14 protein-coding genes are annotated in these 16,037 nt (G+C 62.2%); 11 read left to right on the forward strand and 3 right to left on the reverse strand.

The genetic code is table 11. The annotated features are described in order from the left end of the window. Nucleotides 1–74: 74 nt before the first annotated feature. On the forward strand, nucleotides 75–656 hold the full coding sequence (locus MHZ97_RS04895; RefSeq protein WP_103796217.1) for a LysE family translocator: 582 nt from the start codon (nucleotides 75–77) through the stop codon (nucleotides 654–656). Here MHZ97_RS04895 and MHZ97_RS04900 read toward each other — a convergent pair. The 3 genes from MHZ97_RS04900 to MHZ97_RS04910 all read right to left on the reverse strand — a co-directional run bounded on the left by MHZ97_RS04900 (nucleotide 653) and on the right by MHZ97_RS04910 (nucleotide 5,551). After that, complete coding sequence (locus MHZ97_RS04900) at nucleotides 653–3,037, reverse strand: phosphoketolase (RefSeq protein WP_239314712.1); 2,385 nt, start codon at nucleotides 3,035–3,037, stop codon at nucleotides 653–655. The two genes, MHZ97_RS04895 and MHZ97_RS04900, sit on opposite strands and share 4 nt — an antisense overlap. Before the next feature lie 140 nt (nucleotides 3,038–3,177). Beyond that, nucleotides 3,178–4,794: a malate dehydrogenase (quinone) gene (gene mqo, locus MHZ97_RS04905; RefSeq protein ID WP_239314711.1), complete on the reverse strand. Its 1,617-nt coding sequence runs from the start codon at nucleotides 4,792–4,794 to the stop codon at nucleotides 3,178–3,180. A 514-nt stretch (nucleotides 4,795–5,308) separates the two neighbouring features. Continuing rightward, nucleotides 5,309–5,551 carry a DUF1158 domain-containing protein gene (locus MHZ97_RS04910; protein WP_103796390.1) on the reverse strand — a complete coding sequence of 81 codons (243 nt, stop codon included), beginning with the start codon at nucleotides 5,549–5,551 and terminating at the stop codon, nucleotides 5,309–5,311. A gap of 303 nt (nucleotides 5,552–5,854) precedes the next feature. On the opposite strand from MHZ97_RS04910, the gene mntP reads away from it, so the two are divergent. The 10 genes from mntP (at nucleotide 5,855) to MHZ97_RS04955 (ending at nucleotide 16,022) form a co-directional block, all read left to right on the forward strand. Next, nucleotides 5,855–6,430: a manganese efflux pump MntP gene (gene mntP / locus MHZ97_RS04915; protein WP_103796220.1), complete on the forward strand. Its 576-nt coding sequence runs from the start codon at nucleotides 5,855–5,857 to the stop codon at nucleotides 6,428–6,430. 117 nt (nucleotides 6,431–6,547) lie between these two features. After that, nucleotides 6,548–6,625, forward strand: coding sequence for a stress response protein AzuC (azuC, locus tag MHZ97_RS22410; protein ID WP_146053841.1), 78 nt, complete (start codon nucleotides 6,548–6,550; stop codon nucleotides 6,623–6,625). A 252-nt stretch (nucleotides 6,626–6,877) separates the two neighbouring features. Further along, a complete protein-coding gene (gene dgcN, locus MHZ97_RS04920; RefSeq protein ID WP_103796221.1) occupies nucleotides 6,878–7,885 on the forward strand; it encodes an N-acetyltransferase DgcN in 1,008 nt (335 codons plus the stop codon). Nucleotide 7,886: 1 nt separating this feature from the next. Then, on the forward strand, nucleotides 7,887–8,852 hold the full coding sequence (gene dgcA / locus MHZ97_RS04925; RefSeq protein ID WP_239314710.1) for an N-acetyl-D-Glu racemase DgcA: 966 nt from the start codon (nucleotides 7,887–7,889) through the stop codon (nucleotides 8,850–8,852). 16 nt (nucleotides 8,853–8,868) lie between these two features. Continuing rightward, entirely contained in the window at nucleotides 8,869–10,731 is a 1,863-nt protein-coding gene (locus tag MHZ97_RS04930; RefSeq protein WP_239314709.1) for an ABC transporter ATP-binding protein, read from the forward strand. Nucleotides 10,732–10,763: 32 nt separating this feature from the next. Beyond that, nucleotides 10,764–12,305 (forward strand): glutathione ABC transporter substrate-binding protein, encoded by a 1,542-nt coding sequence (locus tag MHZ97_RS04935; protein WP_239314708.1) that lies wholly within the window; start codon nucleotides 10,764–10,766, stop codon nucleotides 12,303–12,305. 30 nt (nucleotides 12,306–12,335) lie between these two features. Next, complete coding sequence (locus tag MHZ97_RS04940) at nucleotides 12,336–13,268, forward strand: ABC transporter permease (RefSeq protein WP_103796225.1); 933 nt, start codon at nucleotides 12,336–12,338, stop codon at nucleotides 13,266–13,268. Continuing rightward, nucleotides 13,265–14,149 carry an ABC transporter permease subunit gene (locus MHZ97_RS04945; protein WP_239314707.1) on the forward strand — a complete coding sequence of 295 codons (885 nt, stop codon included), beginning with the start codon at nucleotides 13,265–13,267 and terminating at the stop codon, nucleotides 14,147–14,149. The genes MHZ97_RS04940 and MHZ97_RS04945 overlap by 4 nt, the downstream gene beginning before the upstream one ends. A gap of 2 nt (nucleotides 14,150–14,151) precedes the next feature. After that, nucleotides 14,152–15,204 carry a P1 family peptidase gene (locus MHZ97_RS04950; protein WP_239314706.1) on the forward strand — a complete coding sequence of 351 codons (1,053 nt, stop codon included), beginning with the start codon at nucleotides 14,152–14,154 and terminating at the stop codon, nucleotides 15,202–15,204. Continuing rightward, complete coding sequence (locus tag MHZ97_RS04955) at nucleotides 15,201–16,022, forward strand: M55 family metallopeptidase (RefSeq protein WP_239314705.1); 822 nt, start codon at nucleotides 15,201–15,203, stop codon at nucleotides 16,020–16,022. Before MHZ97_RS04950 ends, MHZ97_RS04955 begins: the two co-directional genes overlap by 4 nt. Nucleotides 16,023–16,037: the final 15 nt, after the last annotated feature.

The raw sequence follows: 16,037 nt of genomic DNA on the forward strand, positions 1-16,037 counted from the left end.
TGATTTTGTGTCTCTGTTACCAATTCTTTTGGCGTTTTAGCATGGCCTTACTGTTTCCTGTGGAGAACGCCGCCATGCTCGATCCCTCTTTTTTCAGCTATGTCACCGTTATGTCTATTACCCCTGGCCCCAATAACCTGCTGCTGGCGACCTCCGGCGTTAATTTCGGCCTGCGGCGCACGCTGCCGATGATCTCCGGCGTGCTGCTGGGTTGTCTGCTGCAAACTGCGCTGGCGGTGCTGGCGCTGGAGTGGCTGCTGAGCTGGATGGGCGCCGTCCGGCTGCCGCTCACGCTGGCGGGCTGCGCCTACCTGCTCTGGCTGTCGTGGAAGATCTGGCGGGCGGGCGCGCCGACCCAGCGGGAAAAGGCGCAGCCGATGACCATCGCCGGTGCTATCGGCTTTCAGGCGCTCAATCCCAAGGCCTGGCTGATGGCGACCAACGTAGCGCTGCTGTGGAGCGCGCAGAGCGGGCTGCTGCCGGTCATGCTTGGCTTCGCGCTGGTAAACCTGCCCTGCGTAGTAATCTGGGCAGCGCTGGGCGATCGGCTGGGCCTGCATCTGCAAACGCCGTGGAAGCGTCGTCTCTTCAACAGCGTGATGGCGCTGTCGCTGGTGGCCACGACGTTATGGATGCTGGCGGACGCCCTGCGTTAATCGGGCGCGCCGGTGCCCGTTTCCGACGGCCATTTCCAGCCGCGCACCTCCGGCACATCTTCGCCATATTCACGCACGTAGCGATGATGCTCGGCGATGCGCTCCTGCAAATCGTCCAGCAGTTCCGGGTGGCGATCCGCCAGTCCCGGCACGCGCAGGATCGCCTCCTGCGCCAGATGATAGCGGTCCAGCTCGTTAAGCACCGTCATATCGAACGGCGTGGTGGTGGTGCCCTCTTCGTTAAAGCCGCGTACGTGGAAATTACGATGGTTGTTGCGCTGGTAGGCAAGGCGATGCACCAGCGCCGGGTAGCCGTGGAAGGCGAAAATCACCGGCTTGTCGAGCGTGAACAGCGCGTCGAAATCCTCTTCGCTTTTGCCGTGCGGATGTTGCTCCTGGGTTTGCAGCGCCATCAGATCGACCACGTTCACCACGCGAATGCGCAGGTCGGGCAGATAGCCGCGCAGCAGATCCACCGCCGCCAGCGTCTCCAGCGTCGGCACGTCGCCGGCGCACGCCATCACCACATCCGGCTCTTCGCCCGGCGGCGTGGTGCCCGCCCAGCGCCATTCGCCCATGCCCGCCTCGCAGTGGGCAATGGCGCTCTCCATATCGAGCCACTGCGCCGACGGCTGCTTGCCCGCCACAATCACGTTGATACGGTCCCAGGTGCGCAGGCAGTGGTCGCCGACCCACAGCAGCGTGTTGGCGTCCGGCGGCAGATAGATGCGTACGATATCCGCCTTTTTATTGGCGACGTGATCCATAAAGCCAGGATCCTGGTGGCTGTAGCCGTTGTGATCCTGACGCCAGACGTGGGAAGAGAGCAGGTAGTTGAGCGAAGAGACCGGCTTGCGCCAGCCGAGCTTGCGCGTCACCTTCAGCCACTTGGCGTGCTGGTTGAACATCGAATCGACAATATGGATAAAGGCTTCGTAGCAGTTAAACAGGCCGTGACGGCCGGTCAGCAGATAGCCTTCGAGCCAGCCCTGACACTGATGCTCGCTAAGGATCTCCATCACGCGGCCGTCGCGCGCCAGCTGCTCGTCATAGGGCTTCACCGGCTCCAGCCAGGTGCGGCTGGTAACGTCGAAGACAGGCGTCAGGCGGTTCGAGGCGGTTTCGTCGGGGCCGAACAGGCGGAAGTTATGCTGGTTGCGCGCAAATATCTCCGCCAGATAGCGGCCGAACTGCTCGGTGGCCTGCGCCAGCTGCGAGCCTGGTGCCTTCACGTCAAAGGCGAATTCACGGATATCGGGCGTATTCAACTCGCGGCGCAGCAGCCCGCCGTTGGCGTAGGGCGACGCCCCCATACGTTTATCGCCCTGCGGTGCCAGCGCGCGCAGCTCCGGCTTTAGCCGACCCTGTTCGTCGAACAGGTCATCCGGCTGATAGCTGCGCAGCCACTGCTCCAGTATCTGACGATGTCCCGCATCTTCGCGGCAGGCCGCTACCGGCACCTGATGGGCGCGCCAGAAGTCTTCCACCTTTTTACCGTCGACCTCCTGCGGGCCGGTCCAGCCTTTAGGGCTGCGCATAATAATCATCGGCCAGCGTGGAATGCCTTCCTGCTCGTGGCCTTCGCGCGCCGCCTGCTGGTAAGCGGCGATGCGATCGAAGGCGTGCTCAAGGGTGTCGGCCATCTGCTGATGCATCTTCTCCGGCTCGTGCCCGCTCACGAACAGCGGCTCGTAGCCGTAGCCGCGGAACAGCTGCTGCAGATCGTCGTCGCTGGCGCGTCCCAGAATAGTGGGGTTCGCAATCTTGTAGCCGTTGAGGTGCAGGATCGGCAGCACGGCACCGTCGCGCTGGGGATTAAGAAACTTGATGCCGTGCCAGCTCGAGGCCAGCGGGCCGGTTTCCGCCTCGCCGTCGCCGATCACGCAGGGCACGATCAGATCGGGATTATCAAAGGCCGCGCCAAAGGCGTGCGACAGCGAGTAGCCGAGTTCGCCGCCTTCGTTGATCGACCCCGGCGTTTCCGGCGCGGCGTGGCTCGGGATGCCGCCGGGAAACGAGAACTGTTTGAACAGGCGCTGCATGCCTTCCGCGTCTTCGCTGATGTGCGGATAGATTTCGCTATAGCTGCCCTCCAGCCAGGTATTCGCCACCATGCCCGGCCCGCCGTGGCCCGGTCCGCAGATATAGATCATATTCAGGTCGCGCTGGCGAATAATGCGGTTGAGGTGCGCGTAGATAAAATTGAGGCCGGGCGTGGTGCCCCAGTGCCCCAGCAGGCGAGGCTTAATATGTTCCGGCTGCAGGGGCTCGCGCAGCAGCGGGTTCGCCATCAGGTAAATCTGCCCGACGGAAAGGTAGTTGGCGGCGCGCCAGTAGCGGTCCAGCAGGCGTAACTCACTGGCAGCGGTCGATTCTGACATCGGACATTCTCCTGGTTAGCGAAACGTGACGAGAAAAAAAGCGTTTCATTAACCCTAATAGAGAATCCACGACTCGACCAGGCGCGATACCCGGAAACAAAAAGCCCCGCCAGGGCGGGGCTTTTATCGGCAAAACGGGCTTACTTGCCTACCACATGGGCGGTTTCGCGCGCTTCGTCGTTCGCAGCGTTTGGCGTCACCGGCGGCGCGTAGGCGAGTTTCAGCACGCGGCTGGTATCCGCCAGCACTCGCTCCGTCAGCGCCACGTCGCCGTTAAGTTTGCGCCCCCAGGAGGGCACCACGGCGCGAATGCGGTTCTGCCATTCCGTCGACGCCATCTGCTCCGGCCAGGCTTTCGCCATCAGCTCCAGCATAATCGGCGCAGCGGTGGAGGCGCCCGGCGAGGCGCCGAGCAGGGCGGAAATAGAGCCATCTTCCGAGGTGACCACTTCGGTGCCGAGACGCAGCACGCCGCCCTCTTTGCCCTCTTTCTTGATAATCTGCACGCGCTGGCCAGCGGTAACCAGACGCCAGTCGTCAGGATGCGCCTCCGGCACATAGGTGCGCAGCGCCTCCATGCGATCGGCATCGCTCTGCAGCACCTGATCGACCAGGTATTTCACCAGGTCAAAATTCTTCAGCCCGACGTTCATCATCGGCAGCAGGTTGCTGCTGTTTATCGAGCCGAACATATCCAGCAGCGAGCCCTGCTTAAGAAACCGGGTGGAGAAGGTGGCGAACGGGCCAAACAGCAGCACTCTTTTGCCGTCCAGCACGCGGGTATCGACGTGCGGCACCGACATCGGCGGCGCGCCGACCGAGGCTTTGCCGTAGACCTTCGCCATATGCTGACGCACCACGTCCGGGTTCTCGGTCACCAGGAACGAGCCGCCGACCGGGAAACCGGCGTAGCCGCTGACTTCCGGGATGCCGCTCTTCTGCAGCAGCGGCAGCGCCGCGCCGCCCGCGCCGATAAAGACGTTTTTCGCCGTTAGCTGGCGGCTCTCGCCCGTTGCCAGCGAATGCAGGGTAACCTGCCAGCGGCCGTCGCTCAGGCGCTTGAGGTCGCGCACTTCCTGACGCAGACGCAGGCGGAAGCCGGGATGTTTCTCCAGCGAGGCGATCAGCTGACGCGTCACTTCGCCGAAATTGACGTCGGTGCCCATCTCCGTCCAGGTCGCCGCAACTTTCTGGCGGCGGTCGCGGCCTTTCATCACCAGCGGGATCCATTCGGCAATCTGCTGTGGATCTTCGGAGTAGGCCATACCGCGGAACAGCGTGCTTTTCTGCAGCGCCTGATAGCGTTTGCGCAGGAAAGCCACATTCTCATCGCCCCAGACAAAACTCATATGTGGCGTGCTGTTAATAAAACGTTCAGGCGAGTGGAGACGTCCCTTCTGCACCTGCCAGGCCAGGAACTGACGGGAAACCTGGAAGGATTCATTAATTGCCAGCGCTTTGCTGATATCGATGCTGCCATCCGCCTTTAACGGCGTATAGTTCAGCTCCGCCAGCGCGGCATGGCCGGTCCCGGCATTGTTCCAGCCGTTAGAGGACTCTTCCGCCACGTTATCGAGACGCTCGACCATTTCAATGGCCCAGTCCGGCTCCAGCTCCTGTAGCCAGGCGCCTAGCGTCGCGCTCATTACGCCTGCGCCAATCAGCAGCACATCAACGTCTTTACGCTCGGACATCTGCGGTTTTCCCGTGCCAACGGCGCTCGTTGCGAGCGTAAGGTTTACAGCTGTTTTGCTCATGAGGCGACATCTCCTCTCTCTGTTGACCTGATGCTCAACAGGTTCGCAGGCGAAATAGCCGCGCTTCTTGGGAGCGCGTTGCGCTATTTCTCAAAGGTTAAGACTCAGGTTCGTTTAAGCGGGCTGCAGGTTAACTGCACGTTATGCTTTATCTGTTGAATATAACATTCTCGCCTCTGAATTAAACATTTGTTTATTTTTTAAATGCAGAAATGATTCAGCATAAGAATTAATCATCCCGGCTCGACGTGCATAAGGAATTTTTTATCGAAAACTCAGCGGGTTAATCGAATATGATGTTGCGGAAATGCACGATGACGGTGCATGGCAGGGAGTGAGGGAAAAATCGCCTTGTTTTATAAGGCGCTGATTTTAAAAGGTTAGACAAAAAGGGATCGATAAAGGATTTTTCACGAGGCGGCCTTTTTCAGCCGATTCTGTAAAAGTAATGTTACATTTTTGTGATTTCAATCTGCCCGCGCCGGGCCGACAGCCGCAGCGACAGGCAACAGGATCAGGTGCGAAACCAGCGGCGATAGATAAAGCGGATCGCATAAAACTCCACCGCGCCCAGCAGCAGGAACCAGACGCAGAAGATCAGGGTATAGAGCTGGTTGATATCCTGCAGGTGCAGACGCTGGGTCAGGCTTCTGGCCATCGTCAGTCCAAAATTGGGCGCAGGCAGCAGCAGCGCAGAGAGAAAGCCGAGCAGCAAGATGCCGCCGGGGATAATCAGGGATTCAAAAGGGTTTTTCATCAGCAGGTTCCGCATTAATCAGCGCGGCTATTTTCCGGCAATCTCCGCCGGGGTTCAATCCCCGCCGCGGCCACGCCTTCAGGCCGCGCGTCTGGCTCTGAGAAAAGGCTTAAGGACCATTAACTTAGCGGAAAAAGATAGCGAAAGATAAAAGTTATAGCCTTTGCTATACTTAAATCCATGATTTCCTTGTCTTTTTATCAGGCGGGATGCGTGCTAGACTGCGCGCACTTTTACCAGACTGAACCTTTATTGCGGCAAAAAGCAGGCGTCTGAACGCTTTTTACCCTGACACTAGCCATTATGACTTTTATCGCAACTCTGATCCTTGCCTTCGGCATGTCGATGGATGCTTTTGCCGCTGCGCTCAGCAAAGGCGCGGCGCTGCATCGTCCCGGATTTAAAGAAGCGCTGCGCACCGGTCTGATTTTTGGCGCGATTGAAGCGCTGACGCCGCTGATCGGCTGGGCTGCCGGCCTCGCCGCCAGCCGTTATGTAATGGCCTGGGATCACTGGGTCGCTTTTATTCTGCTGTCGTTCCTGGGCGGACGCATGATGATGGAAGGTTTTCGCCAGACGGCGACGGCAGAAGCGTGCGAAGCGCCGCAGCGTCATGGCTTTATGGTGCTGGCGACCACGGCGGTCGCCACCAGCCTGGACGCGCTGGCGGTGGGCGTGGGCCTGGCCTTCCTGCAGGTCAATATTATCGCCACCGCGCTGACCATCGGCATGGCGACCACCATTATGGCGACCACCGGCGTGCTGGTGGGACGGCTGGTCGGGCCGGTGCTGGGCAAATGGGCGGAAGTGCTCGGCGGCGTGGTGCTTATCGCTATCGGCTGTACCATTCTGATCGAGCATCTCAATCTCTTCGCCTGAGTTGTTATCGAGCGTTAAGGGTGTTTTTGTGATCTGGTTCAAAATTTATTGCCTGAAAAATGCACGGAAGTTATAATTTCTCTGCATTTCTTCAACAAATTTTGAATCAGGTAGCCTATGAAACGCTTCGTAAAATATGTTTTCCGCGCTTACGTCGAAACCTTCAAATATGTACCGCCAGGCGCGATGTACTAATCCTTTACGCTTTATACCGTCTCAGGCAATCACGGCCGCTAGCGTGCCGTGATGCCCCCTCGCCATACGCTTTTCTTTCTACGCCTTCGCGCACCCTCCTCTTTTTACCACCCGATTCGGCCTCTGCCATAAGCTCAGCTTTTCGCTATAGCCGCAGGTTATAGCCAGCGGCTAAACAAGCATTCGTCCCGCTTCGCCGCCCGTGAAATAGTGCCTTTCAGACCCTCCACTCTGTCTGAAAGAGAACGCATTATGCTTATCCCGCAACCCTATCTGCTATTTCTCGGCGACGTCACCGATCCGCTGGCCGCTAAAACCGCGCGCGGCATTCAGGTGTGGCGACCCGAACAGTGCGTCGGCGAAATTCGCCTGCCCGGCTGTACCGTGACCCTGGGACTTGAAGAGCTGGACATCGCGGCGGCGAAGGCGCGCGGCGCCAAAACGCTGGTGCTCGGCACCGCCAACGCCGGCGGCTATCTGCCGCAGCACTGGCTGGAGAGCATTACCACCGCCATTAAAGCAGGGATGAACGTCGCGAGCGGCCTGCATCATCGTCTGGCCGACGAACCTGAACTGGTGGCGCTGGCGGAGGCGCACGGCGTCGCGCTGTTCGATATCCGTCATATGCGGCCGAAACTAAACGTGGGCAGCGGCAAAAAGCGCAGCGGAAAACGCGTGCTGACCGTTGGTACCGACTGCTCGGTCGGCAAAATGTATACCTCGCTGGCGCTGGAAGCCGCCATGCGCGAGCAGGGCATGAAGGCGGATTTTCGCGCCACCGGACAGACCGGCATCCTGGTGGCGGGCGAAGGCATCGCCATCGACGCGGTTATCGCCGATTTTATCGCCGGCGCGGCGGAGGCGCTCTCGCCAGCCAACGACGACGATCACTGGGATATCGTCGAGGGGCAAGGCTCGCTGTTCCACCCCTCCTATGCGGGCGTCAGCATGGGATTAATCCACGGCGCGCAGCCGCACTGGCTGGTGATGTGCCATGAGATGGGGCGTCCGCATATGCGTCATTTGCCTCATCAGCCGATGGTGGGCCTGGCGGACTGCGTCGAAGCCAATCTGCGCGCGGCGCAGGTGACCAGCGACAATCCGCAGCTGGCCGGTTTCGCCATCAACACCTCTAACTTCAGCGAACAAGAGGCGCGCGACTACTGCGCGCAGCTCAGCGACACCTTTGGCGTGCCCGCAACGGATCCGGTGCGTTTCGGCATTGATGCGATCGCCGCCCTGCTGAAAGAGCGGGGCTGAGATGCGTCGCATGCTGATTGAGGTGTTGACGCTGCCGCTGGCGCGGCCGTTCGCCATTGCGCGCGGCACCCGCACCGCCGTGGCGGTGATCCGCGTCGTTCTGGAGCAGGACGGTTTTATCGGCTGCGGCGAATGCACGCCGACGCCGCGCTATAACGAGTCCGTCGAGAGCGTCCACGCGCAGCTTAACGCGATGAAAGAGGCGATCGAGGCGGGGCTGAGCCGCCATGCGCTGCAAACGCAGCTTAACGCAGGCGCGGCGCGCAACGCGCTGGACTGCGCGCTGTGGCGGCTGGACGCCGCGCGGGCGAAGCAAACCCTGTGGCAGCAGGCCGCGCTGAGCGCGCCGCCGTCGGTGGTGACTGCTGAAACCCTCAGCCTCGACAGCGTCGAGAAGATGGCCGACGCGGCGGCGGACGCGGTAGCGCGCGGCGCGCTGCTGCTCAAGATCAAGCTCGACCGCGAGGCGATTGTGGAAAAGGTCGCGGCTGTCCGCGCCGCCGCGCCTGACGCCACCTTGATCGCCGACGCCAACGAAGCCTGGAGCGGGCTTGATCTGCCGTCGCTGTTTGCCTCACTGCTGCCTTACCGGCTCGCAATGATCGAACAGCCGCTGCCGGCGGGCGAGGATGCCGGTTTAGCGGGCATCGCCCATCCCATTCCGCTCTGCGCTGATGAAAGCTGCCACACGCGCGGCGATATCGCCGCGCTGCGCGATCGCTACGAGATGATCAATATCAAGCTCGACAAGTGCGGCGGCCTGACGGAGGCGCTGGCGATGGCTGACGAGGCGAAAAAGCAGGGGATGCGGCTGATGGTCGGCTGCATGCTCGGCTCCTCGCTGGCGATGGAGGCGGCGCTGCTGGTTACCCCGCAGGCAGAACATGTCGATCTGGACGGCCCCATCTGGCTGGCGGCGGACAGTTCGCCCTTCCTTTCCTATTCACAAGGCCGTATCTGGCTGTAACGCATATGGAGCAACGATGACGGACACTTCTCGCCTGCCTGACGCCGCCAGCGTTGCCGATTCAGCGCGCGCGCCGGTGCTGGCGATAGAGCATCTCAGCGTCAGCTTTCGCGGGCGCAGCGGTTCGCATCAGGCGCTGCACGATGTCTCTTTCGCCATTCAGCCCGGGGAAATTGTCGCGGTCGTCGGCGAGAGCGGATCGGGAAAATCGGTCACCTCGCTGGCGGTAATGGGGCTGCTGGCCGCCTCGGCGCGCATCGACGGCGGCGCAATTCGCTTTCGCGACCGCACGGGCGAAACGCGCGATCTCAGCCGGCTCAGCGATGAGCAGCGGCGCAGGCTGCGCGGACGGGAGATGGCGATGATTTTTCAGGAGCCGATGACCTCGCTCAACCCGGTGCTGCGCGTGGGCGATCAGCTTACCGAAGCGCTGCGCGACCATCGACTCTGCTCTGGCGCTGAAGCGCAGGCCCGCGCGCGGTCGCTGCTGCGTCAGGTGCGCATCGCCGACGTCGATCGGGTAATGAAAAGCTATCCGCACGCGCTCTCCGGCGGGATGCGTCAGCGCGTGATGATTGCGCAGGCGCTGGCGTGCGATCCGCAGTTGCTTATTGCGGACGAGCCGACCACCGCGCTCGACGTCACGGTGCAGGCGCGCATTCTCCATATTCTGCGCGAGCTGCAGCGGGAAAAAGGGATGGCGGTGCTGTTTATCACGCATGATATGGGCGTGGTGGCGGAAGTCGCGGACCGCGTGGTGGTGATGTATCGCGGCAACGTCGTCGAGCAGGGGCCGGTCGAGGCGATCTTCGCCTCGCCGCAGCATGACTACACCCGGGCGCTGCTGGCGGCCGTGCCGAAACCCGGCGACATGCGCGAACAGCGCTGGCCGCAGCGTTTTCCACTGCTGCACAGCGACGCGCCAGAGGAGGAGGCGCACATCACCGCGCGCTACGAAGAGAAACCGCTGCTCGACGTGCGTGGACTGACCGTACGCTTTCCCGTGCGCAGCGGTATTTTTTCCGCGCTGACGCACCGCGTGCATGCGGTCGAACAGATCGACTTCGCCCTCTGGCCGGGAGAAACCCTGGCGATTGTCGGCGAAAGCGGCTGCGGCAAATCGACCACCGGCCGCGCGCTGATGCGGCTGGTCGACGGCGACGCCGACAGTATTCTCTTCGCCGGCCGCGAAATTGCCAGCCTGAAAGAGGCGCAGTTTCAGCCGCTGCGGCGCGAAATACAGATGGTGTTTCAGGACCCCTACGCGTCGCTCAACCCGCGACTGACCGTGGGCTTTACTATCGCCGAGCCGCTGCTGCTGCACGGGCTGGTGCGATCGCTCGACGAGGCGACGCCGCAGGTTGAAGCGCTGTTAAAGAGCGTCGGCCTGCTGCCGGAACATGCGCGGCGCTACCCCCATGAGTTCTCTGGCGGACAGCGGCAGCGTATCGCTATCGCCCGCGCGATGGCGCTTAAACCCCGCATTATTATTGCCGACGAAGCGGTCTCTGCGCTCGACGTGTCGGTTCAGGCGCAGGTCATCAACCTGATGATGGATCTGCAGCAGCAGACCGGCGTCGCCTGGATTTTTATCTCGCATGACATGGCGGTGGTGGAGCGCATCGCCAACCGCGTGGCGGTGATGTATCTCGGACAGATCGTGGAGATTGGGCCGCGGCAGTCGCTCTTTAATCAGCCGCAGCATCCCTACACGCAGCGTCTGCTGGCCTCGGTGCCGGTGGTCGATCCGCGTCACCGCCCGGAGCGCCGTTTCGACGACGGTGAAATTCCATCCCCAATACGCAGCGTAAAAGAGAGAGTGAGTAAACACCGTTATCGCCAGGTCGCGCCCGATCACTGGGTGGCCGACGACCGTTAATTGCGCCTATTTATTGCCACCAGGAGCCTTTTATGAAGCCATTTTTTCGCCGTACCTATGTTGCCCTCGGGTTAACACTCACGCTGGCCGGCGTCGCGCAGGCGCAGGATCTGCGTATCTCAATGTACGCCGATATTACCGGCCTCGACCCGCATGATACCTCCGATAACATCAGTTATTCGGTGCAGAGCGGGATATTTGAACGACTGTTTCAGTTCGATGCCAAAATGACCCTGATGCCCTGGCTGGCGACGGGCTATACCAGCAACGACGATGCCACGCAGTTTACGCTGACCCTGCGCGACGGCGTGACCTTTCAGGATGGCACGCCGTTTAACGCTGACGCGGTAAAGGCTAACCTCGACCGGCTCGCCGACCAGAAAAAGGGGCTGAAGCGCAACAGCCTTTACCGCATGATCAAAAGCGTTACGGTGCTGGCACCCAATAAAGTGCAAATCGACCTGAGCGAATCGTTCGGCGCCTTTATCAACACCCTGGCGCACCCGTCGGCGGTGATGTGGAGCCCGACGGTGCTGAAAGCCTTTCCCGACGAGGCGCAACTGCGTCTGCATCCGGTCGGCACCGGGCCTTTTACCTTTGTGGAGTGGCAGCCCGGCAAGGCGGTGACGCTGACGAAATTCAACGGCTACTGGAATAAAGGCTGGCCGAAGGTGGATCGCGTGATCTTCTCGCCCAGCCCGGAAGACGCTACGCGCGTCGCGGCGCTGAAGTCGGGCCAGGTAGATGCGATCTATCCGCTGCCGTCCGATCTTATCGGCGCGGTGCAGAGCGACAGCCGGCTGGCGATCCAGCGCGATCCCAGCATCTATCTCTACTATATGGCGATCAATACCCAGCATAAGCCGCTGGCGGATACGCGCGTGCGACAGGCGATCAACTACGCCATTAACCGCGAGCTATGGCTGAAGGTGGGCTTTGCCGGTATGGGCACCCCTGCGACCTCGGCGATCCCGGCTGGGGTGCAGTTCTATCAGAAACAGAGCGCGCCGAACTATCGCTACGCGCCGGAAGAGGCGAAAGCCCTGCTCGCGGCGGCGGGCTACCCGAACGGTCTCGATCTCAAGCTCTGGTGTACCAACGCCACCGCCAGCGTTCGCGCCGCGCAGTTTCTTAAGGCGCAGCTCGCCACCGTTGGCATCCGCGTTACCGTCACGCCGATGGACTCCGGCACGCGCAACGCCAGACTCTGGGGTGTAAAGGATCCAAAACAGGCCGAGTACGATCTCTACTACGGCGGCTGGTCTACCTCGACGGGCGATGCCGACTGGGCGCTGCGTCCGCTGTTCGCCACCGAATCCTGGGTGCCGACCTCCTACAACGTCTCCTACTACAGCAACCCGGCGGTGGATAAGGCGATCGCCGGCGGGCTGGCGACGGCTGAACCGGCGAAGCGCGCAGCAGCCTACGCCGAAGCGCAGAGTCTGCTGTGGAAAGATGCGCCTGTCGCCTTTCTCGGCACGCCAGATAACCTGGTCGGCAAAACGCAGAAGCTGAGCGGCGTGTCGATGCTGCCGGACGGCAATCTGCTCTTTAATCAGGCGGTCTTTAAATAACGCCCAACGGCACTGTAAAAAAGGAAGGTTATGTTCGCATACATCCTGCGTCGACTGCTGGAGATGATTCCGGTGCTGCTGGTGGTTTCGCTGCTGGTCTTTGGCTTTATTAAGCTGCTGCCTGGGGATCCGGCACGGATCTACGCCGGGCCTGACGCGCCGATCGAGGCGGTTGAGGCGGCGCGTCAGCATCTCGGCCTGAACGATCCGCTGCCGCAGCAGTACGTTAACTGGCTGGGCGGCATCCTGCGCGGCGACCTGGGGGTCACCTACCGCACCCAGCAGCCGGTGCTGGAGCTGATTCAAAAGAGCTTTATGCCGACGCTGTGGCTGGCGCTGGCGGGATTCGCCTGGTCGGTGGCGCTCGGCCTGGCGCTGGGCGTGACGGCGGCGCTGCGACGCGGCGGCTGGCTGGACTGGGCGCTGATGAGCGCCGCGGTCGGCGGCATTTCAATGCCGGCGTTCTGGCTCGGTCTGCTGCTGATCCAGTTCGTCGCCATGCCGTTCGGCTTCTTCTCGGTCAGCGGCTTCAACCAGCCTGCCGATATTATCCTGCCCGCCATTACGCTCGGCTCGTCGGTTGCGGCCGTTATGGCGCGCTTTACCCGCTCGGCGTTTCTTGAGGTGGCGCAGGAAGATTATGTGCGCACCGCTCGCGCTAAAGGACTGCGCGCGGCGCGCGTGACCTGGAAACATGTGATGCGCAACGCGCTTATCCCGGTGATCACCATGCTGGGCCTGCAGTTCGGGTTTCTGCTCGGCGGGTCAATCGTGGTGGAGAGCGTGTTCAACTGGCCCGGCCTGGGCTGGCTGCTGATCGAATCGATCAAGGCGCAGGACCAGCCGGTAATTCAGGCGCTGGTGATGCTGTTCGTGTTTGAATTTATCGTTATCAACCTGCTGGTGGATCTGCTCTATGCGGTGGTTAATCCGGCAATTCGTCTCAGTCAGGGGGCCAAATGAGCCAGCAGACGCTAACCACCGTCGACAGCGACGCGATCCGCTCGCCGTGGCGCGACTTTCTGCACGCTTTTGCGCGCAATCCGCTGGCGCTGGCGTCGGGCAGTTTCGTGCTGTTGCTGGTGCTGATTGCGCTTTTCGCCCCCTGGCTGGCGCCCTGGAATCCCATGGAGCCAGACTGGACGGCGCTCTCCATGCCGCCGTCAGGGACGCACTGGATGGGCACGGACGAGCTTGGGCGCGATGTTCTGAGCCGCATTATCTACGGCGCGCGTATTTCCCTCTACGTCGGCGTGGTATCGGTGACGCTCGGCATGCTGGCGGGCATCGTGCTTGGCCTGCTGGCGGGCTACTATGGGCGCTGGGTCGATATGCTGATTATGCGCGGCTCCGACGTGCTCTTCGCCTTTCCCGGCATGCTGCTGGCGATTGCGGTGGTGGCGATACTGGGGCCCGGCCTCAACAACGTGATTATCGCGGTGGCGGTATTCAGCGTGCCGGTCTTTGCGCGCATCGTACGCGCCTCGACGCTGTCGCTAAAGCAGGCCGCTTATGTTGAAGCGGTGCGCTGTGCGGGCGCGCCGGATCGGGTGATTCTGCTGCGTCATATTCTTCCCGGCACGCTGCCGAACGTGATCGTTTACTTCACCATGCGCATCGGCACCAGCATCCTTACCGCCGCCGGGCTGAGCTTTATCGGCCTCGGCCCGGAGCCTGACGTGCCGGAATGGGGCAATATTCTTGCCATGAGCCGCAGCATGATGATGGCGGGGCTGTGGCACGTTAGCGTCTTTCCCGGCCTGGCGATTTTTATGACGGTGCTGGCGTTTAACCTGCTGGGCGATGCGCTACGCGATACGCTGGATCCTAAACTAAAGAGCTAAAGATGGACTTTCACCAACAACAATGCGACCTGCTGCTGCAGCGCTGGCGCGCCACGCGCCGCCTTGGTCTGCCGCGCGGCGTCTGCGGGCCGACCAACCGCATCAGCGACGTGCCCGGCGTGCGCGTGGGCCACTACACGCTGGACCGTGACGAGCTGCAAACCGGCGTGACGGCAGTTGTGCCGCCAGGGGAGAATCTTTTCACCCGGCCATTGCCGTGCGGTGCGGCGGTGTTTAACGGCTTCGCCAAGCCGGTCGGGCTGGTGCAGGTCGCCGAGCTGGGCGTGCTGCAGACCCCGATTCTGCTCAGCAACACGCTGGCGATGGGCACGCTGTTCAACACGCTGGCGCGCGCGGCGATTGGCGCCAACCCCGAGCTGGGACGGGCGCTGCCCACGGTCAATCCGCTGGCGCTGGAGTGCAACGACGGCTGGCTCAACGATATTCAGGCGATGGCGGTGACCGAAGCGATGGCGCAGGCCGCCCTCGACGCCGCCGACGCCGACTTCGCGCGCGGCAGCGTTGGCGCAGGGCGCGGCATGAGCTGCTTCAGCCTGAAAGGCGGCATCGGCAGCGCCTCGCGCCGCATTGACGCCCTTAACGCCACGCTTGGCGTGCTGGTGCTGGCGAACTTCGGCGTGCTGGAGGCGCTGACGCTGGATGGCGTGCGCATTGGCGAGCGGATCGCGCCGCTGCTGCCGTCGCTGACGCCGCAGCGCGACGCCGGCTCTGTCATTATTATCCTCGCGACTGACGCGCCGCTCGACGCCCGCCAGCTGACGCGCATAGCGAAGCGCGCCGGTGCTGGCCTCGGACGGTCTGGCAGCTACTGGGGACACGGCTCCGGCGATATCGCGGTGGCGTTCTCTACGCAGCCCGCGCCGCAGCCGCCGCAGGATGCCGCGCTGGAGCCGCTGCTGTCGGCGGCGGCCGACGCCACCGAACATGCGGTGCTGGACGCGCTGCTTAGCGCCCGGCCCGTCACTGGCTTTCGCGGCCACCACCGTCCGGCGCTCAGCGACGTGCTCGACCGCCTTGCAGGAGTCACAGAGTGAAGATCTTTATCTCAGCCGATATTGAAGGCGTCGCGGGCGTGATGCGCCCGGAACAGTGCGCGCCCGGCCACGCCGAATGGCAGCTGGCGCGCGCCTTAATGGAGCAGGAGGTGAACGCCGCCATCGACGGCGCTTTCGCCGCGGGCGCCACCGAGGTGGTGGTCGCCGACAGCCATGCGCAGATGACCAACCTGCGCGCCGAGCAGATGGATGCGCGCGCCAGGCTGGTGCAGAGCAAACCGCGCGCGCTCTCGATGGTCGAGGGGCTGGAACAGCAGCGCTTCGATGGCCTGATGCTGATCGGCTATCACAGCGCGGCGGGGGAGGCGGGCGTGCTGGCGCACACCATCAACGGCCGCGCCTTTTGGCGCATCCTGATCAACGATCGCGTGGCAGGGGAAAGCGACATCTACGCGGCGGCGGCGGCGGAGCAGGGCACGCCGCTGTGGCTGGTAAGCGGAGACAACTGCCTGCAGCAGTGGATCGGCGAACGCCACCCCGACGCGGAATATGTTTGCGTAAAGCGCGCAATTTCTCACACCTGCGCCGAATCCCTTAGTCCGCAGGCGGCGCGCGAGCGTATCCGGGAAGCGGCGGCGCGCGCGGTTTCGCGCGCTTCTGGCGCGTGCGAAACCTCTCTGAGCGCGCCCTATCAGCTGAGGCTACAGGCGAGCAAACCGGTGCTGGCGGATCTTTTCTGCCTGATCCCCGGCGTCGCGCGCCTCGATGCCGTCACGGTCGGCTACCAGGCGGAGCGTATGGCGACGCTGGTCAGCCTGCTCAGCGCCTTCTCTTATCTGGCGTCGACACAAAATTAAACCTTATGTCATCGG

It is taken from the genome of Pantoea sp. ACRSC (genome assembly GCF_022346785.1).
Lineage (GTDB): Bacteria > Pseudomonadota > Gammaproteobacteria > Enterobacterales > Enterobacteriaceae > Pantoea > Pantoea alvi.

What these genes read in the sequence shown, in the direction of transcription:
- mntP (WP_103796220.1), top strand. Translation starts at nt 5,855, where the DNA reads ATGACTTTTATCGCAACTCTGATCCTTGCCTTCGGCATGTCGATGGAT.
- MHZ97_RS04930 (WP_239314709.1), top strand. Translation starts at nt 8,869, where the DNA reads ATGACGGACACTTCTCGCCTGCCTGACGCCGCCAGCGTTGCCGATTCA.
- MHZ97_RS04895 (WP_103796217.1), top strand. Translation starts at nt 75, where the DNA reads ATGCTCGATCCCTCTTTTTTCAGCTATGTCACCGTTATGTCTATTACC.
- MHZ97_RS04900 (WP_239314712.1), bottom strand. Translation starts at nt 3,037, where the DNA reads ATGTCAGAATCGACCGCTGCCAGTGAGTTACGCCTGCTGGACCGCTAC.
- MHZ97_RS04910 (WP_103796390.1), bottom strand. Translation starts at nt 5,551, where the DNA reads ATGAAAAACCCTTTTGAATCCCTGATTATCCCCGGCGGCATCTTGCTG.
- MHZ97_RS04945 (WP_239314707.1), top strand. Translation starts at nt 13,265, where the DNA reads ATGAGCCAGCAGACGCTAACCACCGTCGACAGCGACGCGATCCGCTCG.
- azuC (WP_146053841.1), top strand. Translation starts at nt 6,548, where the DNA reads ATGAAACGCTTCGTAAAATATGTTTTCCGCGCTTACGTCGAAACCTTC.
- MHZ97_RS04935 (WP_239314708.1), top strand. Translation starts at nt 10,764, where the DNA reads ATGAAGCCATTTTTTCGCCGTACCTATGTTGCCCTCGGGTTAACACTC.
- MHZ97_RS04950 (WP_239314706.1), top strand. Translation starts at nt 14,152, where the DNA reads ATGGACTTTCACCAACAACAATGCGACCTGCTGCTGCAGCGCTGGCGC.
- mqo (WP_239314711.1), bottom strand. Translation starts at nt 4,794, where the DNA reads ATGAGCAAAACAGCTGTAAACCTTACGCTCGCAACGAGCGCCGTTGGC.
- MHZ97_RS04940 (WP_103796225.1), top strand. Translation starts at nt 12,336, where the DNA reads ATGTTCGCATACATCCTGCGTCGACTGCTGGAGATGATTCCGGTGCTG.
- dgcN (WP_103796221.1), top strand. Translation starts at nt 6,878, where the DNA reads ATGCTTATCCCGCAACCCTATCTGCTATTTCTCGGCGACGTCACCGAT.
- dgcA (WP_239314710.1), top strand. Translation starts at nt 7,887, where the DNA reads ATGCGTCGCATGCTGATTGAGGTGTTGACGCTGCCGCTGGCGCGGCCG.